The sequence below is a fragment of the Rhodovulum marinum genome, from assembly GCF_004343075.1.
Classification (GTDB): Bacteria; Pseudomonadota; Alphaproteobacteria; order Rhodobacterales; family Rhodobacteraceae; genus Rhodovulum; species Rhodovulum marinum.
The window spans coordinates 184,828-207,073 of the sequence record NZ_SLXP01000007.1 but is presented as its reverse complement, the minus strand read 5'-3'; the positions used below and the strand labels follow the sequence as shown (position 1 = coordinate 207,073).

Genomic DNA, 22,246 nt, shown 5'->3' with positions numbered 1-22,246 from the left:
GACCCGATGATCACCCACCAGCTGACCCTCGACGAGATCAACCACGGCTTCGACCTCATGCACGAAGGCAAATCCATCCGATCCGTCGTGGTCTATTGATCTCTTCTTCTGGCTGAAAATATCCTCAGGGGGTCCGGGGGCAGAATGCCCCCGGCCCTGCCTTTGCCCTCAAGGACTGCCATGCCCGATGCAAAACCCCCGCTCCTCGCCGTCCTGATCGACGCCGACAACATCCCCGCCCGCTATGCCGAGGCGATCCTGAAGGAAATCACCTCCTTCGGGGAACCGGCGCTGCGCCGGGTCTATGGCGACTGGTCGTCCGACCGGCTGAAGCCATGGGCGGAAAAGGTGCTGGCCCTCGGCCTGGTGGCGCATCAGGAAACCGCGAACACCAAGGGCAAGAACGCCTCCGATATCGGGCTGGTGATCGACGCGATGGACATCCTGCATTCGGGCCGGTTCGACGGGTTCGTTCTGGTCTCGTCCGACAGCGATTTCACCCGGCTGGCCAGCCGCATCCGCGAACACGGGCTGGACGTGATCGGCATCGGCGAGGCCAAGGCGCCGGTCAGCTTGCGCAATGTCTGCAACCGTTTCGTGCTGATCGAGAACATCGTCGAGGAGCCGGCCCCCGCCCAGAAGGGCCCCGCCGCCACAGCCGCCGCGCCCGCGGGCAAGCGGCCGCCGACCGACGCGATCGGGATGATCCTGCGCGCGATGGACAAGATCGAGCAGGAGGACGAGTGGTACACGCTGGGCCAGCTGGGCCAGTACATCACCGCCGACAACCCCGATTTCGACACCCGCAGCTATGGCAAGCGCAAGCTGTCGGACCTGGTGCGCGAGCTGAAACGGTTCGAGACGCGCAAGGTGGGCAACCAGTTGCAGGTGCGCCGCGTCGACTGACCCTAGCGGCCGTAACGCGCCATGAAGGTGGCCACCGCCCCGTCGATCACGCGGTCGATCTCGGCGGGGGGAAAGCTGTCGGCCAGGCGCAGCAGGTGGCGCAGGTAAAGGTCGGCCTTGCACAGTTCGATGAACTGGTCGGCGGCGAGCGGCGGGTCGGGGATCGCCAGTTCGCCGCGATCGTTGATGCCCGCGAGATAGGCCACCAGCTCGTCATGCAGCCGCCGCGGCCCCGAGCGGTAGAAGGCGTCGCACAGTTCGGGGAAGCGGTCGGCCTCGGCCACGCAGACGCGGAACACGGCCTGGTTGAGTTCGGACAGGAAGGACGCGACCATGTGTTCGCCCGCCTTGCGCAGGACGGCCGGCACGGGCGCGGCGAAGTCGATCTCGTCCAGCGCGGCCATGGTCTGGCGGTCGCATTCCAGGCGGAACACCTCGACGAACAACAGCCGCTTGTCGGGAAAATAGCTGTAGAGCGTGGCCTTGGACACGCCGGCGGCGCGCGCGATGTCGTCGACGCTGGCGCCTTCGAAGCCGTCGCGCAGGAACACCTCGCGGGCGCCGTGCAGCACCTGGTCGAACTTGCGCCCCTTCTTGATCCGGCCGGGAGTGGCGTTCATGGCCTCACGCGTGTCTGGGGGGCACAGTCTAAACCGGGCGGTTCAGTCCGGGCAAGCCGGGCGGGGGCGGCAAATGGCCCCCTGTCGGCAGCGGTCCGGGTGCGGCATTGGTCCCCTTGAACCTCGACCGATCCGCGATATTTTAGAACCATTCTAAAAGGTGAGGACCCCGCATGATTCCCGGTGTCAGCCAGCGCCGCCGCTTTTCCGACCTCAGCGAACAGGAAATCCTGGCGCTTGCGATTTCGTCCGAAGAGGACGACGCGCGCATCTATCGCAGCTATGCCGAGCGGCTGCGCACCGATTATCCCGATTCCGCGCGGGTGTTCGAGGAGATGGCCCGCGAAGAGGACAGCCATCGCCGGCGCCTGATCGAGAAGCACCGCGAACGGTTCGGCGAGGTGATCCCGCTGATCCGGCGCGAACATGTCTCGGGCTATTACGCGCGGCGGCCGGTCTGGCTGATCGAGAACCTCGGCATCGAGCGGATCCGCGAAGAAGCCGAGATGATGGAGCGCGACGCGCATCATTTCTACGTCAAGGCGGCGCAGCGCACCGCGGACGCGGGCACGCGCAAGCTGTTGGGCGACCTGGCGGCGGCCGAGGCCGGGCACGAGGCGGTCGCCGACAGCCTGGTGGGCACCCATGTCGGCGAGGACGCCAAGGAACAGGAGGCGCGCACCGCGCACCGGCAATTCGTGCTGACCTGGGTGCAGCCGGGGCTGGCGGGGTTGATGGACGGGTCGGTTTCGACGCTGGCGCCGATCTTTGCCACGGCGTTCGCCACGCAGGACACCTGGACGACCTTCCTGGTGGGGTTGGCGGCCTCGATCGGGGCGGGGATTTCCATGGGCTTTACCGAGGCCGCGTCGGATGACGGCGAGATCTCGGGGCGCGGCTCGCCGGTGAAGCGGGGCATCGCGTCGGGGGTGATGACGGCGGTGGGGGGGCTTGGCCACGCGCTGCCCTACCTGATCCCGCATTTCTGGACGGCGACGATCATCGCGCTGATCGTGGTGTTCGTGGAATTGTGGGCGATTGCCTGGATCCAGAAGAAATACATGGAAACGCCGTTCTTCCGCGCGGCCTTCCAGGTGGTGCTGGGCGGCGCGCTGGTGCTGGCGGCGGGGATCCTGATCGGGTCGGGCTAGGGCGCGCGCGCCCGCCCGGCATTCCCAAGCGGGCCGGCCCGTGCTAGCCCGGCGCAATGCTGGCGATCTTTCTGCAGACCCTGCCGTTCTTCGCGTTGATCGGGCTTGGCTATGGCGCCGGGCGCACGCGGTTCTTTACCCCCGAGGCGACCGCGTATCTGACGAAATTCGTCTTCTACTTCGCGCTGTCGGCGATGATCTTCCGGTTCGCCGCGAACCTGCCGGTGGCCGAGCTGGTCGATCCGGGTTTCCTGGGCGCCTACCTGGCCGGGACGATGGCGGTTTACCTGCTGGCGACGGCGGTGGCGTTCCTGCGCGGGCGCGGCATGGCCGAGGCCGCGGTCGAGGCGCAATGCGCCGCCATCGGGAACACCGGGTTCCTTGGGATCCCGATGCTGGCCGTGCTGCTGGGCGAGGCGGCGGTCGGGCCGGTGATGATGGTGCTGGCGGTCGACCTGATCGTGTTTTCCAGCCTGATCGTGATCCTGATCACCGCCGCGCGCGAGGGGCGGGTGGCGCTGGGTATCCTGCGCACGGTGGGGGTGGGGCTGGTCAAGAACCCGATGATCGTGTCGATCGTGCTGGGCCTGTCGTGGTCGGCGGTGCGCCTGCCGATGCCCGTGCCGCTGAACGATTTCCTGACGATCCTAGGCGGCGCGGCCACGCCCGGCGCGCTGTTCGCCATCGGCGCGTCGCTGGCCACCAAATCGGCCGAGCGGGTGGCGGTGGCGGGCTGGCTGTCCCTGGCCAAGCTGGTGCTGCACCCGGCCGCCGTGGCCTTTGCGGCGCTGGTATTGTTCAACGTTGAACCATATGCGGCGGGGGTGATGATCGCGGCCGCCGCGCTGCCGGTGGCGGGCAATGTCTATATCCTGGCGCAGCATTACGGGGTCGCGCCGCAGCGGGTTTCGGCGTCGATCCTGATCTCGACGGCGGTCTCGATCCTGACGGTTCCGGCGGTGATCGCCTGGGTTCTGACGCTGTGACCTTGCCGAACCGGGGTGCGCGCGCTAGGCCATAGCCCGGGCCAGCGAGGGAGCGAGCGCCATGGAAACCCTTTCCGAGAACAAGTGCTTTGGCGGCATGCAGGGCGTGTACCGGCACGCCTCCGACGTTTGCAAATGCGACATGACCTTTGGGCTGTTCCTGCCCGCCGAGGCCGAGGACGGCCCGGTGCCGGTGCTGTGGTACCTGTGGGGGCTGACCTGCACGCATGAGAACGCCATGGTCAAGGCGGGCGCCCAGCAATGGGCCGCCGAGCAGGGGATCGCGCTGGTCTTTCCCGACACCTCGCCCAGGGGCGAGGGCGTGGCGGATCACGAGATGTACAACCTGGGCCAGGGCGCGGGGTTCTACGTGAACGCGACCGAGGCGCCCTGGGCCGCGCATTACCGGATGTGGGATTACGTGGCCGAGGAACTGCCCCGCGTGATCGTGAACAATTTCGCGGTGGACGAGGAACGCCAGGCGATCACCGGCCATTCGATGGGCGGGCACGGTGCGCTGACCATCGCGATGGCCTATCCGGGGCGGTTCGCGTCCGTGTCGGCCTTTGCGCCGATCACCCATCCCAGCCAGTCCGACTGGGCGAAAAAGCCGATCCACGCCTATCTTGGCGAGGGCAATGTCGACTGGACCCGGCACGATGCCTGCCTGTCGCTGCGCGCCAACGGGTTCAACGGGCCGATGTTGATCGACCAGGGCACCGGCGACCAGTTCATCGACTCGCTGATGCCCGAGGCGCTGGCCGCGGCCATCACCGAGACGCGGCACCCGGCGATTTTCCGAATGCAGGGCGGGTATGACCACAGCTATTTCTTCGTCTCGACCTTCATGGAGGATCACGTCGCCTTCCATGCCGAGGCGCTGTACGGGTGATCCGCGTTCTGGTCGACGCCGACGCCTGCCCGGTCAAGGCCGAGGCGCTGCGGGTGGCCGAACGTCACGGGGCGGAAATCCATTACGTGGCGAATGGCGGGCTGCGGCCCGTCGATCACCCGCTGGCGCGCATGGTCTATGTGCCCGAAGGCCCCGACGAGGCCGACAAGTGGATCGCGGACCGGGCCGGACCGGCCGACGTGGTGGTGACGGCCGATATTCCGCTGGCCGCGAAATGCGTGGCCGCCGGGGCGCAGGTGCTGAACCACACGGGCGAGCCCTTCACGCCCGCGAATATCGGGCAAAAGCTGGCCACCCGCGACCTGATGGCCGACCTGCGCGCGGCCGACCCGTTCCGCCAGGGCGGCGGCAAGGGCTTTTCCAAGGCCGACCGGTCGCGGTTCCTGGATGCGCTGGACCGCGCGCTGCGCACCGCGCGGCGGGGCGGATAGGCGCGGGGGCGGGATTTCCCCTTTCGGGCGCGGGGGCCTGCCGCTAGCCTGCCGCCGACCCGGCACAAGGAGGCCCCATGCCCATCGAGGCGGTGATCTTCGACATCGGCCGCGTGCTGATCGACTGGCAGCCCGAGGCGTTCTACGACCGCATGATCGGCCCCGAGCGGCGCCGCGCGCTGTTTTCCGAGGTCGACCTGGAGGGGATGAACCTGTCGGTCGACCTGGGCGCGGACCTGTCGGAGGCGGTGGCGGGGATGGCCGCGCGGCATCCGGATTGGGCCGCGGAAATCCGGCTGTGGGAAAGTCATTGGCTGGAGATGGCCAGCCCCGCCATCCCCGCATCGGTGCGCATCCTGACGGCGTTGAAATCGCGCGGCGTGCCGGTCTTTGCGCTCACGAATTTCGGGGTGCCGACCTTTGAAATCGCCCGCGCCGCCTATCCGTTCTTCGACCTGTTCGACCGGGCCTATGTTTCGGGGCGGCTGGGGGTGATCAAGCCCAACCCCGCGATCTACGAGATCGTGGAACGCGACAGCGGGATCGCGCCCGGGGCGCTGATCTTTACCGATGACCGGCCCGAGAACATCGCCGCGGCAAAGGCGCGGGGCTGGCAAACGCACCTGTTCGACGGCGCGCCGGGCTGGGCCGCGCGGCTGGTCGCCGAAGGGGTGCTGGACGAGACGGAAAGGACGGCCCATGCCTGAGATCATCGGCTTCGAAGAAGGCGAACGCTGCCTGACCTGGGCGGGATTGATTCCGGCGCTGGAGGCCGGCCACCGCCTGCCACGGGCCGAGATCGGCGACACGTTCCTGTACCGCGATCCCGACACGCTGTTGTCGCGGGCGGCCTGGATCGACGGGCTGGGGATCGCGGTGAAATCGGCCACGATCTTTCCGGGCAACCCGGCGGACGGCAAGCCGGTGGTGAACGGCGGCGTTAGCCTGTATTCCGACCGCGACGGCACGCTGGAGGCGATCGTCGATTTCCACCTGGTGACCAAGTGGAAGACCGCGGGCGACAGCCTGCTGGCGGCGACAAAACTGGCCCGGCCCGACAGCCGCGAGATTTTGATCGTGGGCGCGGGCACCGTGGCGCATTCGCTGTACGAGGCCTATTCCAGCGCGTTTCCGGGGGCGCATTTCACCGTCTGGAACCGCTCGGCCGCGGGGGCGGAGCGGCTGGCCTCGGCCTTCCCGCAGGTGGCGGTGGCCAGCGACCTGGAGGCGGCGGTGCGCGCGGCCGATATCGTGACCTCGGCCACCATGTCGACCGAACCGCTGATCCGGGGCGACTGGCTGCGGCCGGGCCAGCATGTCGACCTGATCGGCGCCTATCGCCCCGACATGCGCGAGGCCGACGACGCGGCGCTGGGCCGCGCGCGCATCTTCGTCGACAGCCGGGCCACGACGCTGGGCCATATCGGCGAGCTGAAGATCCCGCTGGAGGCCGGCGCGATCGCCGAGGCGGACGTGGTGGCCGATTATTACGACCTTGCCGGGGGTGCCTTCGCGCGGCGGTCGGAGGACGAGATCACCCTGTTCAAGAACGGCGGCGGCGCGCATCTGGACCTGATGACCTGTGCCCATATCCTGGAGGCGTGGCGCGCGGGCGGCTAGCGGGCGGCGGGCTTTCTTTCTGCGGTGCAGCGCACTAGAACCCCGGCCATGGGCATGAGTCTGCGCCATCTTTACGACGAAAGGATCGAGGCCGGGGAATGGCACCCCGACCCCGCGCAGATCGCCGCGCTGGCCCCGCTGGACCGCATACGCGAGGCGCTGGAACGCCCGGCGCCGCGGCCCCGGGGCGGGCTGTTCCGCAAGGCCCCGCCGCCCGAGCCGGTGCGCGGGCTGTACCTGTGGGGCGGCGTGGGGCGCGGGAAATCCATGCTGATGGATTTCTTTCACCGCACCGTCGGGATCGAGGGCAAGCGGCGGGTGCATTTCCACGCCTTCATGCAGGAGGTGCAGGCGGGGCTGCACGCGGCGCGCGCCAAGGGGGCCGATGACGCGCTGAAACCGGTGGCGGCCGAGATGTGCAAGGGCCTGCGCCTGCTGTGCCTGGACGAGATGCAGATCACCGACATCACCGACGCGATGATCGTGGGCCGGCTGTTCGAACTGATGTTCGCGGCCGGGGTGACGGTGGTGACGACGTCGAACCGGGTGCCGGCGGACCTGTACAAGGACGGGTTGCAGCGGGACCGGTTCGTGCCCTTCATCCGGCTGATCGAGGACCGGCTGGAGGTCGTGCACCTGGCCTCGCCCACGGATTACCGGCAGAACCGGCTGACCGGGGCGGATGTCTATTTCACCCCCGCCGACCGCCTGGCGCGCGAGGCGATGGAGGCGATCTGGCAGGATTTCACCGAAGGCGCGGGCGCGCCGCTGGTTCTGAAGGTGCAGGGCCGCGAGGTGGAATTGCCGCTGTTCCACAACGGGGTGGCGCGGGCGCGGTTCTGGGACCTTTGCGCGAAACCGCTGGGCCCGGCGGATTACCTGGCCATCGCCGAGGCCGTTCGGGTGCTGATCCTGGAGGATATCCCGCGCCTGTCGAGCGAGAACTACAACGAGGCACGGCGCTTCGTGACGCTGGTGGATGCGCTTTACGAGGGGCGCGTGCGCCTGATCGCCTCGGCCGCGGCGGTGCCCGAAATGCTGTACCTGGAAGGGGCGGGCGTGTTCGAGTTCGAGCGCACGGCAAGCCGTTTGCGGGAAATGCAGGGTGCGGACTGGGGGCGGGACCGGGCCGCCTAGCCGTTCTGGCGCAGGACGTTTCCGGCGAGGTAGAGCGAGCCGCAGATCAGGATGCGCGCGTTGGGGGTGGCGTCGGCGATGCGGGCGACGGCCTGGGCCACGCTGTCGGCGGTGGTGGCGGGCAGGCCCGCGGACCGGGCCGCGGCGGCGGTGGTGTCGGCCGGAAGGGTCGCGGTTTCGCCGGGGATCGACACGGCGGTAAGGGTTTCGGCCACGCGCGCCAGCGGCCGCATGTAACCCGCCACGTCCTTGGTGTTCAGCATCCCGCAGACCAGGTGCAGTGGGCGGGGCGAGAGGCGGGTCACCGCCTCGGCCAGGGCGGCGCCGGCGGCGGGGTTGTGGCCGCCGTCAAGCCACAGTTCGGCCCGGCCCGCGGCGGTGACCAGCGGCCCGGTGCGCAGGCGTTGCAGGCGGGCGGGCCATGTGGCGCGGGTCAACGCGGCCTCGCAGGCCTCTTCGCCCATGTCCAGCGCGCGGAGCGCGGCCAGCGCGGCGCCTGCGTTCTGCACCTGGTGGGCGCCGACAAGGGCGGGCATCGGCAGGTCGAGAAGGCCGCGCTCGTCCTGATAGATCAGCCGCCCGCGTTCTTCCCACACATGCCAGTGCTGGCCATGGGCGATGAGCGGCGCGCCAACCTTGGCGGCGCGGGCCTCGATCACGTCGAGCGCGGCGTCCTGTTGCGGGCCGACGATGCAGGGCACGCCGCGTTTCAGGATGCCGGCCTTTTCGGCGGCGATTTCGGGCAGGGTGTCGCCCAGGTAGTGCTGGTGATCCAGGTCCACGGGCGTGATGACGGTAAGGCGCGGCGTGTCGATCACGTTGGTCGCGTCCAGCCGCCCGCCCAGGCCCACCTCGAGCAGGCAGTAATCGGCCGGGTCGCGGGCAAAGGCGAGAAGCGCGGCGCAGGTCGTGATCTCGAAATAGGTGATCGACGCATCGCCATTGGCGCGCGCGCATTCGTCCAGCACCGCCGTCAGCGCGGGTTCGGAAATCAGCCCGTCGGCCAGCCTTATGCGTTCGTGGAAGCGCGCGAGATGGGGCGAGGTATAGGCCTGCACGCGCTGGCCCGCGCCTTCCAGCCCCGCGCGGATCATCGCGAGCGTCGAGCCCTTGCCGTTGGTGCCCGCGATGTGGATCACCGGGGCAAGGCGGCGTTCGGGGTGGTCGAGCGCGGCCAGAAGGCGCCACACCCGGTCCAGCGTCAGGTCGATGATCTTGGGGTGCAACGCCATCATCCGCGCAAGGAGGGCGTCGCTGTTCCCGCCGCTCACGTCTTGGCGTCCGCCTCGGGCGGTTCGGCATCGGGCGGCGTGGGGCGCCGGGGCGGTTCGGCGTTCTCGGTGCCGTCCTGGTCGCCCTCGGAGGGGCCGTGCGACAGGCTGGCGGGCGGCGGCAGGTCGGCGATCACCGCGGGGGGCAGGCCCATCAGCATGCGGGTGATGGTCACCAGTTCCTCGCGCAGCTTCGTCCGCGGCGTCACCCGGTCCAGCATGCCGTGTTCCAGCAGGTATTCGGCGCGCTGGAAGCCCTCGGGCAGTTTCTCGCGGATGGTCTGTTCGATCACGCGGGGGCCGGCAAAGCAGATCAGCGCGTTGGGTTCGGCGATCTGCACGTCGCCCAGCATGGCGTAGGAGGCGGTGACGCCCCCGGTGGTGGGATGGGTCAGCACGACGATATAGGGCAGGCCCGCCTCTTTCAGCATCTGCACCGCCACGGTCGAGCGTGGCATCTGCATCAGGCTGAGGATGCCTTCCTGCATGCGCGCGCCGCCGGCGGCCGAGAACAGGATCAGCGGGCGGCGCAGTTCGACGGCGCGCTGGGCGGCGGCGATGATGGCGTTGCCGACATACATGCCCATCGACCCGCCCATGAAGCTGAAATCCTGGGCGGCGCAGACGACGGGGGTGCGGCCGATCTCGCCCTCGGCGACCAGCATCGCCTCGCGCTCGCCGGTGCCCTTTTGCGCGGCGCGCATCCGGTCGGGGTATTTCTTCTGGTCGCGGAAGCCCAGCGGGTCGGTGACGGGCATGGGCACCGTCACCTCGGTGAAGATGCCGCCGTCGAAGAGCGTCAGGAACCGGTCGCGGGGCGTGATGCCCATGTGGTGGCCGCAGGAGGTGCAGACGTTCAGGTTGTCCGCCAGTTCGCGGTGGAACAGCATCGTCCCGCAGACGTCGCATTTGGTCCACAGGTTCTCGGGCATCTCGCGGCGCGAGAACAGCGAGTTGATCTTGGGCCGGACGTAGTTGTTGATCCAGTTCATGCGGCGCGCCACCCTTCGCTCGGTCTGGCCGCTCAGATAAGCCGCGGGGGCGGGAAATGCAATCGCGCTGGGCGCGGTCAGATCAGCGCGCGCAGAAGCCGCCAGATGCCCAGGATCACCAGCATGTCCAGGACCAGGGCGAAGGGCGCCATCGTGGAATCGGTCAGGTCGAACGGCGTGACATAGAGCGCAAGGCCGGTGATCGTGCCCTTGACCGACACGATCAGAAGCGAGCTGCAATTGTTGATGAAATGCCAGCCCATGGCCATCCCGAGGCTGCCCGATTTCTCGGTCAGGTCGGCGGCGGCCAGCGCGAAGGCCAGGATCGCCACCAGCACGACCCAGGCGTTGCCGCCGGCCATCGGGTTGTAATGCAGCGCGGTGAAGGCCAGCGCCGGCAGCCCCATCCAGACCGCCCGCCAGGCAAAGCGCGCGGCAAGTTGCTGTTGCAGGTAGCCGCGGAACAAGAGTTCCTCGGACCCGGTCTGGACCAGCACCAGGATCAACGCCAGCGGCAAGAGCCGCGCCCAGTCCGCAAGGGCGAGGTTGGCCTCGGGCGGGGCGATGGCGCGGCCGATCACGAACAACGCGGCATAGACCGGCACGAGGACGGCGAGCGACAGGAAAAACCCGCGCATCCAGTCGCGCAGCGGGCCGAACAGCGTGCCCGGGTCGCGGTAATGCAGCGCGGGCGTGGCGATCAGCACGCCCAGCCCCATGCCCAGGAACGTCGCCAGCAGGAACAGCGTCTGGCCCGGCTGGGCGGGCGCGGTCAGCCCCTGAAGCCAGCCGAAATAGTTGAGCGGCCCCAGCACCGGGTAGGCGCCCACCATCATCAGCGCGAAACACCCCGCATAGATCAGCAGGATCACGCCGACCGCCAGGACCAGGCGCCAGATCTCGGGGTAAAGCCGGGCGGGCTCGATATAGGCCTCGAAAAGGGGGGCGCGCATCTGGGATCCGGGCTTGGGGCGGTTCGGGCGCAAGCTAGCGCGCGGCGGGGGCGGCTTCAACTCAGACGCGAAGGGCGACGCGGGCGGCCAGCCACGACACCCCGATCACGGCCAGGTCGACCAGGAACAGCGGTGTGAGGGCCGGGTCGTCGGGGGCGAACGGGTAGGTATACAGCGCCAGCCCCGAGACCGGGCCGGGCAGCGACAGGAACAGGATCGCCACCGCGTTATTGGCGAAATGCAGCGCGACGGCCGCCCCCAGCGTGCCGGTGCGCGCGGTCAGGTCGGCGGCGGCCGCCGCGAACACGCCCGCCCAGGCCGCCACCATCAGCGCGTTGGCGCCGGTTTCCTCGGGCATGTAATGGCCCCAGGCGAACAGGGCGGCGGGCAGGCCGATCCAGATCGCCGGGTTTCGAAAGCGGGCGGCGAGTTGCTGTTGCAGGTAGCCGCGGAAGAAAAGTTCCTCGGCGCCGACCTGCAGCAGGATCAGCGGCACCGCCAGCGGCAAGAGCGTCAGCCAGCGCCCGAAACCGACATGGGGCGTCAGCGGCACCCCCGAGGGCAGGAGCAGCCACACCGCCGCGTAAAGCAGCGCCAGCGCCCGCAGCACCCGTGCGAAATGGCTTGCGGCCAGCGAAGGCGGGCCTGTCAGCGTGGTCAGCCCGCGGTGCTGGAACAGCTGCGCGGCCACCAGCGTGCCGATCACCAGGAACCCGAACGAGGCCAGAAGCCCCAGCGTTCCGGCCGCCGTCAGGGTGGTGACGAAGATGCCGGAAAAGACCGAGGCCGCGATATCGGCCCCGCGGGCGATGGCGACCAGGCCGAACAGCGCGTAGATCAGCCCGTAATAGACCGCCAGCGCCGTGATCGCGCCCGCCGCCAGCCGCCACAGCGCGGGCCGGGCGCGCGCGGGCGCGGTCAGGCGTTCGTGCGGTTGATAGCGCATCGGCCCCTCATCCCTTGCGAGCGCGACCCTAGACCGCCCCGCGGCGCCCATCAATTGCTTGTCTCTGCCCGGCCCTTGCGTCTATTCCCATGGGCAACACGTTCCGGAGGTTCCCATGCTCAAGCGACCCGTCGACAAGTCCCGCCTGCCCAGCCGCCATGTGACCGAGGGCCCGTCCCGCGCGCCGCACCGGTCCTATTACTACGCGATGGGGATTTCCGAGGACGAGATCCACCAGCCCTTCGTCGGCGTGGCGACCTGCTGGAACGAGGCGGCGCCCTGCAACATCGCGCTGAACCGGCAGGCCCAGGCGGTCAAGATGGGCGTGAAAGAGGCGCACGGCACCCCGCGCGAGTTCACCACGATCACCGTGACCGACGGCATCGCCATGGGCCACGAGGGGATGCGCTCGTCGCTGGCCTCGCGCGAGGCGATCGCCGACACCGTTGAACTGACCATGCGCGGGCATTGCTATGACGCGCTGGTGGGGCTGGCGGGCTGTGACAAGTCGCTTCCGGGGATGATGATGGCGATGCTGCGGCTGAACGTGCCGTCGGTGTTCATCTATGGCGGGTCGATCCTGCCGGGCCGGCACGAGGGCAAGGACGTCACCGTGCAGGACGTGTTCGAGGCCGTGGGCCAGAACCAGGCCGGCAACATGTCGGAAGAGGCGCTGATCGCGCTGGAAAAGGTCGCCTGCCCGTCGGCGGGCGCCTGCGGCGGCCAGTTCACCGCCAACACCATGGCCTGTGTCTCCGAGGCGATCGGGCTGGCGCTACCGAATTCGTCGGGGGCGCCCGCGCCCTATGAATCCCGCGACCAGTATTGCGAGGCCTCGGGCCAGGCGGTGATGAACCTGATCGAAAAGAACATCCGCGCCCGCGACATCGTCACCCGCAAGGCGCTGGAAAACGCCGCGCGCGTCGTGGCCTGCACCGGCGGGTCGACCAATGCCGGGCTGCACCTGCCCGCCATCGCGCACGAGGCCGGGATCGAGTTCGACCTGTTCGACGTGACCGACATCTTCCGCGACACGCCCTATTTCGTCGACCTGAAACCGGGCGGGAAATACGTCGCCAAGGACCTGTACGAGGCGGGCGGCGTGCCGGTCATCATGAAGGAACTGCGCAAGGCCGGCCTGATCCACGAAGACTGCCTGACCGTCACCGGCCGCACCATCGGCGAGGAAATCGACATGGTCACCCGCGAGGCCGATGGCCGGGTGATCTATCCGGTCGACACCCCGATCACCCCCACCGGCGGCGTGGTGGGCCTGAAAGGTAACCTGGCCCCCGAGGGCGCCATCGTGAAGGTCGCCGGCATGGAGGCCGACCAGCAGGTGTTCACCGGCCCCGCCCGCGTGTTCGAATGCGAGGAAGACGCGTTCGAGGCGGTCAAGTCGCGCGCCTACAAGGAGGGCGAGGTCATCGTCATCCGCAACGAGGGCCCCGCGGGCGGCCCCGGCATGCGCGAGATGCTGGCCACCACCGCCGCCCTGTCGGGCCAGGGCATGGGCAAGAAGGTCGCCCTGATCACCGACGGGCGGTTCTCGGGCGCGACGCGCGGGTTCTGTGTGGGCCATGTCGGCCCCGAGGCGGCGCATGGCGGGCCGATCGCGCTGGTGCAGGATGGCGACATGATCACCATCGACGCGGTCAAGGGCGAGCTGTCGGTCGCCCTGTCGGACGCCGAGCTGGCCGCGCGCAAGGAGGCCTGGAAAGGCCCGAAGGAAACGATCTATGCCTCGGGCGCGCTGTGGAAATACGCCCAGCTGGTCGGGTCCACCCGCAAGGGGGCCGTCACCCATCCGGGCGGCGCCCAGGAGAAGCATGCCTACATGGATCTCTGATCCGCGCCGCGCGGGCCGGCCTGTCCTGGCCGGCCTCGTGGCACTGGCGCTGTCGGGCTGCGTCGCCGCCGGGCCCGAGGCGACCACCGGGCTGGGCGGGCTGTTGCAGTCGCGCGCGGCACCGCAGAAGGTGACGGTCGCCGGCGACACGGTGGCCATCGCGGGGCCCCGCGGGTTCTGTATCGACGGCACGGCCACCCGCGACGGGGTCGAGGGCGCCTTTGTGCTGATGGCCAGTTGCGCGGCGATTTCGGGCCGGCGGAACGCGCCGGTGCCGGCGACGGACGCGTTGTTGACCGCCTCGGTCGCGGCGAACCCGGGGCCGGGCGGGACGCCCGAGGATCGCGCGTTGGTCCTGGCACGGTTCTTCGCGTCCGACGAGGGGCGCGCGGCGCTGGCCCGCGACGGGCGCGCCGCCAGCGTCGAGGTGGTCGAGATGTTCGACCGCGACGGGCTGTTCGTGCTGCGCGCGCGCGACCGCAGCGCGGGGCTGGGCGCGGGGCTGCGCAACGATTACTGGCGCGCGATCTTCGACGTGAACGGGCGGATCGTGACCGCCTCGGTGGTGGGCTTCGACGACCGGCCGATCAGTGACAAGGCGGGGCTGGCGGTGCTGCGCGATTTCGCCGCCCGCATCCGCGCCGAAAGTGCCGCGCTGACCCCCGATGCCGGCACGCCGGAGGCCCCGGCGATGCCCGCCGCGGCCACCGCACCGGCCCCCGAGGCCGCCGCCGCGGTCCCGGCCGCCGCGCCGCAACCGACCGGGTTGCGTCGCTTTTTCGGTTTTTTGCAGCGCTGAGATTAACCATGCTGAAACCATGGCCGGTCTGAGGTAGCCTCGCCGAAAACCAGGACCGAGCAGTCGCCCGATGGCCCCAAGACCCGATGCCCTGATCGACAGGTTCCTGTTCCGACACGCGTTGTCGGCCTGGGGGCGTGCCGCCGATGCCGCGGGCAGGATGGACCCGGCCGACCTGCGCCCGCTGCGCATGCGCGCGGTGCGGTTGCGTCGCCAGCTGGACCGGGTGCTGCACGCCGCCGATGGCCGACTGGGCCTGCCGCTGGGCCCGGGCAGCGCGCTGCGCCGGCCGCTGGGCGCGGACTGGGCCTGGCGGCCCGAACTGTTCCGCGGCCCGATCACCCCGGCGGGCGCCGCCGCGGTGGAAAGCAAGACCCCCATCGGCACCGAGGCGCGCGTCTTTCACGATTGCCTGCGGTCGGAACTGACCGTCCGGCAGGTGCGCAACACCCAGGCCCAGGATATCGCGCCCCATGGCCTGCGGCTGGACGTGTTCCGGTTCGACGGCAATTTCCTGTCGCTGGCCATCGACCTGCCGGCCGAGGCCGTGGCGGGGCTGCGCCGTCGCCACCTGGTGCGGCTGGAGACCACCATCGAGACCGAGAAACCCTTGGAAATCTTCGCCCGGCTGAACGTGCAACACGGGCCCAATGTCGAACAGCTGGTCCGTGAACTGCCGCTGGAGACGCGCGACATGGCGGTGGAATTCGACCTGGCCTATACCGGGCTGAACGAGAAACGGGTCGAGAAGATGTGGCTGGACCTGATCTTCGAGGGGCCGCAGATGAACCAGATCACGCTGCGCGACGTCACGCTGAGCCGCCGCCCGAGGGCCGAGCTGTGAGGGATACGGGGGCAACCGGCCTGCGCCTGACGGCGACGCGCCTGCGCGCGGGCGTGTGGGAGGGCGTTCTGGACGGCGCGGCGGGCGAGGCGCCGCCCGCGATCGAGGTGGTCCACCTGGAGACGCCGCTTTCGGGCGTGACGCTGACCCCCGATGCCGACCTGCCCGGCCGCTATGCGGTGCGCGTGCCGATCCCGGCTGACCTGCTGTCGGACGGGGTGCAGACCTTCGTGGTGCGTGAGGCGGCCGGCGGCGCGACGCTGGCCAGTTTCGCCATCGTCGCCGGCGCGCCGCTGGACCATGACCTGCGCGCCGAGATCGACCTGTTGCGCGCCGAACTGGACCTGTTGAAAAAGGCGTTCCGCCGGCACTGTGTCGAGACGATGTGACCCGCCGGCCCGTCGCCCCGGCCGCGCCGCGGGCCGGGTGACGCCGCGTCGACCGTGACAGGCGGCGGGGCCGTCGGCATCCTGCACCGCAGGAGGACCGAATGACCGACTATCCGCATCTTCTGGCGCCGCTTGACCTGGGCCATGTCACGCTTCGCAATCGGGTTCTGATGGGCTCGATGCATACCGGGCTGGAAGAGCGCGGCGACTGGAACCGGGTGGCCGAGTTCTATGGGCTGCGCGCGCGTGGCGGGGCCGGGCTGATCGTGACCGGGGGCATGGCGCCGAACCCCGAGGGCGGGGTTTTTCCCGGAGCGGCGGGGCTTTACACGGAGGATGACATCGCCAACCACGCCCGCGTGACGGACCGCGTCCATGCCGAGGGCGGGTTGATCGCGATGCAGATCCTGCACGCGGGCCGCTATGCCTATGGCCCCGATTGCGTGGCCCCCAGCGCGATCAAGTCGCCGATCTCGCCCTTTGCGCCGATCGAGTTGGACGAGGCGGGGATCGAAAAACAGATCGCCGATATCGTCACGGCGGCCACCCGCGCCCGCGAGGCGGGCTATGACGGGGTCGAGGTGATGGGGTCGGAGGGGTATTTCCTGAACCAGTTCCTGGTCACCCATACCAACAAGCGCACCGACCGCTGGGGCGGCAGCTATGAAAACCGGATGCGCTTGCCGCTGGAGGTGGTGGCGCGTGTCCGCGCGGCGGTGGGGCCGGATTTCATCCTGATCTACAGGCTGTCGATGATCGACCTCATCCCCGGCGGGTCGACCTTTGACGAGGTGCTGGAACTGGCGCAACGCATTGAAAAGGCGGGCGCCTCGATCCTGAACACCGGGATCGGCTGGCACGAGGCACGGGTGCCGACGATTGCCACCTCGGTGCCGCGGGCCGGGTTCGCCTGGGTGACGCGGAAGCTGATGGGCAAGGTGGGCATCCCGCTGATCACCTCGAACCGGATCAACACGCCCGATCTGGCGGAAAAGTTGTTGGCCGAGGGCGTGGCCGACATGGTGTCGATGGCGCGGCCCTGGCTGGCCGACGCGGCCTTCGTGGCCAAGGCCGCAGGGGGCCGCGCCGACGAGATCGCGCCCTGTATCGCCTGCAACCAGGCCTGCCTGGATCACACGTTCTCGGGCAAGGTCTCGACCTGCCTGGTCAACCCGCGCGCCTGTTTCGAAACGGAACTGTGCTACGAAAAGGCAGAGGCGCCGAAACGCATCGCCGTGGTGGGCGCGGGGCCCGCGGGGCTGTCGGCGGCGCTGGTCGCGGCCGAGCGCGGGCACCGGGTCACGCTGTTCGACAAGGCCGAGGGCATCGGCGGGCAGTTGAACCTGGCCCGCCGCATCCCCGGCAAGGAAGAGTTCGACGGGCTGGTGGTCTGGTATGAAACCATGCTGGACCGGCGCGGGGTCGACCTGCGCCTGTCGACCGCGCCCGGGGCGGCGGACCTGGCCGGGTTCGACGCGGTGGTGGTCGCCACCGGCGTGACCCCGCGCGATCCCGGCATCCCCGGGCAAGACCTGCCCCATGTGCTGGGCTATGCCGACGTGCTGGCGGGCGGGGCCGAGGTGGGGCCGCGCGTGGCCATCGTGGGGGCGGGGGGCATCGGCTTCGATGTCGCCGAATTCCTGGTGACCGGGCGCAGCCCGACGCTGGACCCCACGGACTGGCGCGCGGAATGGGGCGTGGGCGACCCGGCGATCCACCGCGGCGGGCTGGCGCCGGGCGGCCCCAGCCCCTCGCGGCCCCTGCGGCAGGTGACGCTGTTGCAAAGGAAGCCCGAGAAACCGGGCCGCCGGCTGGGCAAGACCACGGGCTGGATCCATCGCACGGCGCTGCGGATGAAGGCGGTCGAGATGCTGGGCGGCGTGACCTATGAACGGATCACCCCCGCGGGGATCGAGATCGCGTCGGGCGGCGACCGGCGGCTGATCGCGGCCGACACGGTGGTCCTGTGCGCCGGGCAGGAGCCCGAGCGCGCCCTGGCACGTGCGCTGGAGGCGGCGGGCATCGTTCACCATGTCATCGGCGGCGCGGATGTCGCGGCGGAACTGGATGCCAAGCGCGCCATCGACCAGGGCGCGCGCCTGGCCGCTACCTTTTGAAATCAAGGGGTTGGCGGGTACCGAGGCGGGGAGTCGCGCCACTTTGGGCGGTTTCCCGTGACATGACGATCCGTCAATGACCCCAGTATTGTCGAGCGCCTTTCAAATTCCTGCCCGAATTGCCGAGGATTGTAACGGACAGCACGGGGGTGTGAGTAAGGATGTTCCGATGGATCGACTGACCGAGATGGAGGCCTTTGCCACCGTGGTGGACCAGGGCGGCTTTACCGACGCCGCCAAGAAGATGGGAATCTCGAAATCCGCGGTGTCGAAGCATGTCTCGTCGCTCGAGGCACGCCTTGGTGCGCGGCTCTTGAACCGCACCACCCGCCGCGTCAGCCCGACCGAGATCGGCCTGGCCTATTACGACCGCGCGCGCAAGGTGCTGAACGATGCGGGCGAGGCCGACGCGCTGGTGACCTCGATGCAATCGGCGCCCTCGGGGCTGTTGCGGATCTCGGTCGCCACCGATTTCGGGGTCAATCACCTGTCGCCGCTGCTGGGCGATTTCCTGCAGCAATTCCCCGACATCACCGTGAACATGGTGCTGAACAACCGCTATGTCGAACTGATCTCGGAAGGCTTCGACATGGCGATCCGGGTGGGCGAACTGGAGGACAGCACGCTGCGCGCCCGGAAACTCGCCGAAACCAGCAAGCGGATGATCGGCGCGCCGTCCTATTTCCAGAAATACGGCCGCCCGCAGAAGATCGACGACCTGAACGAGCACAAGCTGTTGCACTACTCCAACCAGGCCAGCGGCAATGTCTGGAAGATCACCGCGCCTTCGGGCGAGAAACGCCAGGTGCGCACCGCGGGCTGGCTGACGGTCAATGACGGCCAGTCGCTGTTGAACGCGGCGATCTCGGGGTTGGGCATAGCCTATCTGCCCAGTTTCCTGTTCAAGGACGCGCTGGAAAAGGGGCTTGTCGAAGAGGCGATCCCGGGCCTGCCGACGGAAAAGCTGGGCATCTACGCGGTCTACCCGCCGGGGCGGTTCACCCAGCCCAAGGTGCGCGCCTTCATCGACTTCCTGGTGGACAGGTTCTCGGGCGAGGACGCCGTCATCTGATCGGAGGAGGCGCCTGCCTGCGGCCGGCGCATGGGGGGGCGCTGCCCCCCGTCCTTCGGACACCCCCCGGGATATTTGCGGCCAGAAGAAGACACAGGGTTCTTCTTCTTGGTGCAAGCACCCTGGGGGGCCTGGGGGGCAACGCCCCCCAGCCGGTCGCCTTGGCGAAGCCAAGGCGAAACCCGAAAGACCCGGGTATTCCGCGGGTCATGCGGTCTGCCGTGAGGGGGGATCGGCCGCGCCTAGTCCACCGATGTCAGGATGACCTCGACGCGGCGATTCTGCATCCGGCCGTCTTCGGTCCGGTTGCTGGCCAGCGGCGCGAGGTAGCCGGCGCCCTCGGCGCTCACGCGATCGGCCGGTACGCCCAGCCGGTCGACGAGATAGGCCCGCACCGCCTGCGCCCGCCGGCGCGACAGCGCTATGTTGTTGTCCAGTGCGCCGACCGCGTCGGTATGGCCGACCAGCATCACCGACAGGTCAGGATTGTCGTCCAGATAGCGCGCGAGCGCGGTGAGCGAGGGAAAATCGCCCTCGGCCAGCGTCGCCGAGCCGGTGGCGAAGTCGAGGTCGCGCAGCACCGCGTGCCCATCCAGCGCCAGGCGGTCGGTCAGCGGTGCATCCGCGGCCAGAGGGCCGCCCGCCGCGTTGTTCTTGCTGGATGACACCAGGTCGGGCGCGTCATGCTCGGGCGGGCCGACCGTCGTCATCTGCACGAAGGCGCGGGCGCTGGACCGGCTGACCATGAGCGTGACGTATTCCGGCCCCCCCGCCCCCAGCCGCCGGGCCGACAGGAACCGGAAATCGCCCAGGTCCACATGCATCGCCGGTTCGGGCAGCGTGTCGGTGGCGAAGCGGAAGTCGAACCCGCCGCAGGTCTCGGCGGCGCAGGCGTGGATCACCTGGAACCCCTCGGCCAGCAGCGCATCGCGCAGCGGCGCCATGACCTGCATCGTGGTCCGTCCCTTCAGCGGCTGTTGCCAGGCGCGGCGGGTGACCGTGCCTTCGGCGCGGATCGCGGGCACCCGGGTGCCGTCGAACCCGGCCACCGGGATCGCGACCGTCGCCCGGGCCACGGTTTCCTCGGCCGCCAGGGTCGCCGCGTCGGGCAGGGTCAGGGCGGGCGCCGCCGCGGCCGGTGTGGCGGCCAGCAGCAGGGCGCAGGCGATCGGGCGCAGCGGGGTCATCTGTGGGCGCCGTGATAGGCCTCGTTCGGTTCCATGCCGCTGGCCGAGGCGATCCGGTTCGACATGTTGAAAAAGCCCGCCACCGCGGCGATGTCCCAGATGTCGCGGTCGGAAAAGCCCTGGTCGCGCAGGGCCTGGCGGTCGGCCTCCTCTACCCGGTGGCTTTCCAGCGTCAGCTTTTCGGCGAAGTCCAGCATCGCGCGCTGGCGGGCGTTCAGGGGCGCGGCGCGATAGTTCATCACCATCGCCTCGCCCAGTTTCGGATCGCCCGAAAGCTCGCGGACCGCCGCGCCATGGGCCACCTGGCAGTACCAGCAGCGGTTGATCGACGAGACCACGACCGCGATCATCTCGCGTTCCAGTTTCGTCAGCCCGCTTTCGCCCAGCATCAGGTCGTTATACATCGCGGAGAACGCGTTCAGCTTGGCGATGTCGAAGGCATAGGCGCGCAGCACGTTGGGCACGAGGCCCAGTTTCTCGGCGCAGATGTCGAAATATTTCCGCGTCTCGGGCGGCAACGGGTCGACCGGCGGCAGGTCGAGCGCCGTGGGAAGGTCGGGTTTATCTGTCACTGCTCAGGCCATTGGTGGCGCTTTCATTCTGTAGTGATAGTGTCCCACATTCCGCATCCCCAAGGAAGCGTAGAGCGCGCGGGCCGCCGCGTTGTCCTGGGTTACAAGGGCTGCAAGCTGTTCTGCCCCATGATCTTGGGCCCATTGGGCCACGGCCCGCATCATGTTGACGGCGGTGCCTTGCCGACGGTGGGGGGCGGCCACCGCCATGGCATGCACGAAACACAGCCCCCCATGGATCGCGGCGAAGGCGGCGCCGGCGGCGCGGTCGTTCTGGCGGCCCATCACGGCGGTTTTCGGCGTGGCGGCGCGGGCCATCACCGCGCGGCGCGCGGGGCCGATGCCGGCCTCGTCCCACAGTTCGTTCATGATCGCCAGCGGTTCCCAGACGGTGAAGGCGGTGACCGGGGGGGGCGGTTCGGCGGCCAGCGTCTCGACGGGCGCGGCCAGCACCTCGACCGGGTCGACCAGCGCATAGCCGCGGGCGGCCAGCAGGGCGTCGAGCCTGTCTTCGCCGGGGCGGACCATGACCAGGGGCGGCTGGTCCAGATCGGCCATGGCGGCCTCGGCCGCGTCTATCTCGGCCTCCGTCACCGGGCCCTGGGCGGTGGCGGCCGAGACGCGCTTGCCGCCGCCCTGGCCGTCGCGGATGCACCAGGGGCCGAGACGGGTTTTCGACGCGGGCGGCCAGGTGGCCTCTTGCGCCGCGAACAGCGCCTCGGGCGTCACGCGACCGCCTCGGGGAAGGTCGCGCAAAGCCGGCCCATGGCGGCGTCCAGCCGTGCGCCGTCGCTGCCGCGGATCACGATATTGGTGCCGTAGACCCCGTCGCGCACGAAGGGGTAGGAGCCGATGGACAGGTCGGGAAATTCGGCGGCCAGCCCGCGCAGCTCGCCGGCGATGTCGCCCTCGGCCCGTTCCACGGTCAGGTTCTGCGACAGAAGCGCGTCGCCCCCCACCAGCGTCGGAAGCACGCCCGCCACCATCGCCTGGAAGATCGAGGGCACGCCGGCCATGACATGCACGTTGCCGATGGTGAACCCCGGCGCGGCGGAAATCGGGTTCTCGATCAGCGCGGCGCCTTCGGGGATGCGGGCCATGCGCAGGCGCGATTCGTTCAGCTCGCGCCCCATCCGGTCGCAATACTCCTGCATCAGGGCGCGGGCATCCTCGCGCACGTCGATCCCCACGCCAAAGGCCGCGGCGACCGCGTCGGCGGTGATGTCGTCATGGGTCGGCCCGATGCCGCCCGAGGTGAACACCGTGTCATAGGCCGCCCGCAGGGCGTTCAGCGCCTCGACGATGCGCTCGGGGATGTCGGGGACGATGCGGACCTCGGACAGGCGGATGCCGTGCTTGACCAGTTCGCCCGCGAGGAAATGCATGTTGGCGTCGCGCGTTCGCCCCGAAAGGATCTCGTCGCCGATCACCAGCATCGCCGCGGTGGGATTGCCCATGCTCGCCTCCTTGTCCGGTCTCTTGCCTCGGTAT

The 22,246-nt window shown here is 69.3% G+C and carries 23 protein-coding genes; 14 read left to right on the top strand and 9 right to left on the bottom strand.

Annotated elements, in window-relative coordinates; translation table 11 throughout:
• Window positions 1–180: 180 nt before the first annotated feature.
• The gene (locus EV662_RS12540) at window positions 181–906 is read left to right on the top strand and encodes an NYN domain-containing protein (RefSeq protein ID WP_132462843.1); all 726 of its coding nucleotides are present in this window, start codon (window positions 181–183) and stop codon (window positions 904–906) included.
• A 2-nt stretch (window positions 907–908) separates the two neighbouring features.
• On the opposite strand, the gene EV662_RS12535 is transcribed toward EV662_RS12540, so the two are convergent.
• On the bottom strand, window positions 909–1,526 hold the full coding sequence (locus EV662_RS12535; protein WP_132462840.1) for a TetR/AcrR family transcriptional regulator: 618 nt from the start codon (window positions 1,524–1,526) through the stop codon (window positions 909–911).
• A gap of 173 nt (window positions 1,527–1,699) precedes the next feature.
• On the opposite strand from EV662_RS12535, the gene mbfA reads away from it, so the two are divergent.
• The 7 genes from mbfA to zapE all read left to right on the top strand — a co-directional run bounded on the left by mbfA (window position 1,700) and on the right by zapE (window position 7,764).
• Window positions 1,700–2,677: an iron exporter MbfA gene (mbfA, locus tag EV662_RS12530; RefSeq protein ID WP_132462837.1), complete on the top strand. Its 978-nt coding sequence runs from the start codon at window positions 1,700–1,702 to the stop codon at window positions 2,675–2,677.
• Between the two features lie 56 nt (window positions 2,678–2,733).
• Window positions 2,734–3,663: an AEC family transporter gene (locus EV662_RS12525; protein ID WP_132462834.1), complete on the top strand. Its 930-nt coding sequence runs from the start codon at window positions 2,734–2,736 to the stop codon at window positions 3,661–3,663.
• Window positions 3,664–3,724: 61 nt separating this feature from the next.
• The gene (gene fghA / locus EV662_RS12520) at window positions 3,725–4,555 is read left to right on the top strand and encodes an S-formylglutathione hydrolase (RefSeq protein ID WP_132462831.1); all 831 of its coding nucleotides are present in this window, start codon (window positions 3,725–3,727) and stop codon (window positions 4,553–4,555) included.
• The gene (locus EV662_RS12515) at window positions 4,555–5,007 is read left to right on the top strand and encodes a YaiI/YqxD family protein (RefSeq protein WP_132462894.1); all 453 of its coding nucleotides are present in this window, start codon (window positions 4,555–4,557) and stop codon (window positions 5,005–5,007) included. Before fghA ends, EV662_RS12515 begins: the two co-directional genes overlap by 1 nt.
• A 77-nt stretch (window positions 5,008–5,084) precedes the next feature.
• Window positions 5,085–5,714, top strand: a complete 630-nt coding sequence (locus EV662_RS12510) for an HAD family hydrolase (protein WP_132462828.1) — start codon at window positions 5,085–5,087, stop codon at window positions 5,712–5,714.
• Window positions 5,707–6,627 (top strand): ornithine cyclodeaminase family protein, encoded by a 921-nt coding sequence (locus EV662_RS12505; protein WP_132462825.1) that lies wholly within the window; start codon window positions 5,707–5,709, stop codon window positions 6,625–6,627. The genes EV662_RS12510 and EV662_RS12505 overlap by 8 nt, the downstream gene beginning before the upstream one ends.
• Window positions 6,628–6,675: 48 nt before the next feature.
• Window positions 6,676–7,764, top strand: coding sequence for a cell division protein ZapE (gene zapE, locus EV662_RS12500; RefSeq protein ID WP_132462822.1), 1,089 nt, complete (start codon window positions 6,676–6,678; stop codon window positions 7,762–7,764).
• Here zapE and EV662_RS12495 read toward each other — a convergent pair.
• From EV662_RS12495 to EV662_RS12480, 4 genes are all read right to left on the bottom strand, one after another.
• The gene (locus EV662_RS12495; protein ID WP_425057016.1) at window positions 7,761–8,999 is read right to left on the bottom strand and encodes a bifunctional folylpolyglutamate synthase/dihydrofolate synthase; all 1,239 of its coding nucleotides are present in this window, start codon (window positions 8,997–8,999) and stop codon (window positions 7,761–7,763) included. The two genes, zapE and EV662_RS12495, sit on opposite strands and share 4 nt — an antisense overlap.
• Window positions 9,000–9,031: 32 nt before the next feature.
• Window positions 9,032–10,027 (bottom strand): acetyl-CoA carboxylase, carboxyltransferase subunit beta, encoded by a 996-nt coding sequence (gene accD, locus EV662_RS12490; protein WP_132462816.1) that lies wholly within the window; start codon window positions 10,025–10,027, stop codon window positions 9,032–9,034.
• A gap of 77 nt (window positions 10,028–10,104) precedes the next feature.
• On the bottom strand, window positions 10,105–10,980 hold the full coding sequence (locus EV662_RS12485; protein WP_132462813.1) for a CPBP family intramembrane glutamic endopeptidase: 876 nt from the start codon (window positions 10,978–10,980) through the stop codon (window positions 10,105–10,107).
• 61 nt (window positions 10,981–11,041) lie between these two features.
• A complete protein-coding gene (locus tag EV662_RS12480; protein ID WP_132462810.1) occupies window positions 11,042–11,926 on the bottom strand; it encodes a CPBP family intramembrane glutamic endopeptidase in 885 nt (294 codons plus the stop codon).
• A gap of 115 nt (window positions 11,927–12,041) precedes the next feature.
• Here EV662_RS12480 and ilvD point away from each other — a divergent pair, with 115 nt between their 5' ends.
• From ilvD to EV662_RS12450, 6 genes are all read left to right on the top strand, one after another.
• The gene (ilvD, locus tag EV662_RS12475; RefSeq protein WP_132462807.1) at window positions 12,042–13,775 is read left to right on the top strand and encodes a dihydroxy-acid dehydratase; all 1,734 of its coding nucleotides are present in this window, start codon (window positions 12,042–12,044) and stop codon (window positions 13,773–13,775) included.
• The gene (locus EV662_RS12470; RefSeq protein ID WP_132462804.1) at window positions 13,756–14,574 is read left to right on the top strand and encodes a hypothetical protein; all 819 of its coding nucleotides are present in this window, start codon (window positions 13,756–13,758) and stop codon (window positions 14,572–14,574) included. The genes ilvD and EV662_RS12470 overlap by 20 nt, the downstream gene beginning before the upstream one ends.
• Window positions 14,575–14,644: 70 nt before the next feature.
• Entirely contained in the window at window positions 14,645–15,418 is a 774-nt protein-coding gene (locus EV662_RS12465) for a DUF6478 family protein (protein ID WP_132462801.1), read from the top strand.
• Entirely contained in the window at window positions 15,415–15,807 is a 393-nt protein-coding gene (locus EV662_RS12460; protein ID WP_243695840.1) for a hypothetical protein, read from the top strand. Before EV662_RS12465 ends, EV662_RS12460 begins: the two co-directional genes overlap by 4 nt.
• Window positions 15,808–15,908: 101 nt before the next feature.
• A complete protein-coding gene (locus EV662_RS12455; protein ID WP_132462798.1) occupies window positions 15,909–17,924 on the top strand; it encodes an NADPH-dependent 2,4-dienoyl-CoA reductase in 2,016 nt (671 codons plus the stop codon).
• Window positions 17,925–18,093: 169 nt separating this feature from the next.
• Window positions 18,094–18,996, top strand: coding sequence for a LysR family transcriptional regulator (locus tag EV662_RS12450; protein ID WP_132462795.1), 903 nt, complete (start codon window positions 18,094–18,096; stop codon window positions 18,994–18,996).
• 242 nt (window positions 18,997–19,238) lie between these two features.
• Here the strand turns inward: EV662_RS12450 and EV662_RS12445 are convergent, their stop codons facing one another.
• From EV662_RS12445 to EV662_RS12430, 4 genes are read right to left on the bottom strand one after another with little or no spacing between them, the layout of a single operon-like run.
• The gene (locus EV662_RS12445) at window positions 19,239–20,183 is read right to left on the bottom strand and encodes an OmpA family protein (protein WP_132462792.1); all 945 of its coding nucleotides are present in this window, start codon (window positions 20,181–20,183) and stop codon (window positions 19,239–19,241) included.
• Window positions 20,180–20,755: a peroxidase-related enzyme gene (locus EV662_RS12440; RefSeq protein ID WP_132462789.1), complete on the bottom strand. Its 576-nt coding sequence runs from the start codon at window positions 20,753–20,755 to the stop codon at window positions 20,180–20,182. Before EV662_RS12440 ends, EV662_RS12445 begins: the two co-directional genes overlap by 4 nt.
• Window positions 20,756–20,758: 3 nt before the next feature.
• A complete protein-coding gene (locus EV662_RS12435; protein WP_132462786.1) occupies window positions 20,759–21,484 on the bottom strand; it encodes a GNAT family N-acetyltransferase in 726 nt (241 codons plus the stop codon).
• Window positions 21,481–22,212 (bottom strand): competence/damage-inducible protein A, encoded by a 732-nt coding sequence (locus EV662_RS12430; RefSeq protein ID WP_132462783.1) that lies wholly within the window; start codon window positions 22,210–22,212, stop codon window positions 21,481–21,483. Before EV662_RS12430 ends, EV662_RS12435 begins: the two co-directional genes overlap by 4 nt.
• Window positions 22,213–22,246: the final 34 nt, after the last annotated feature.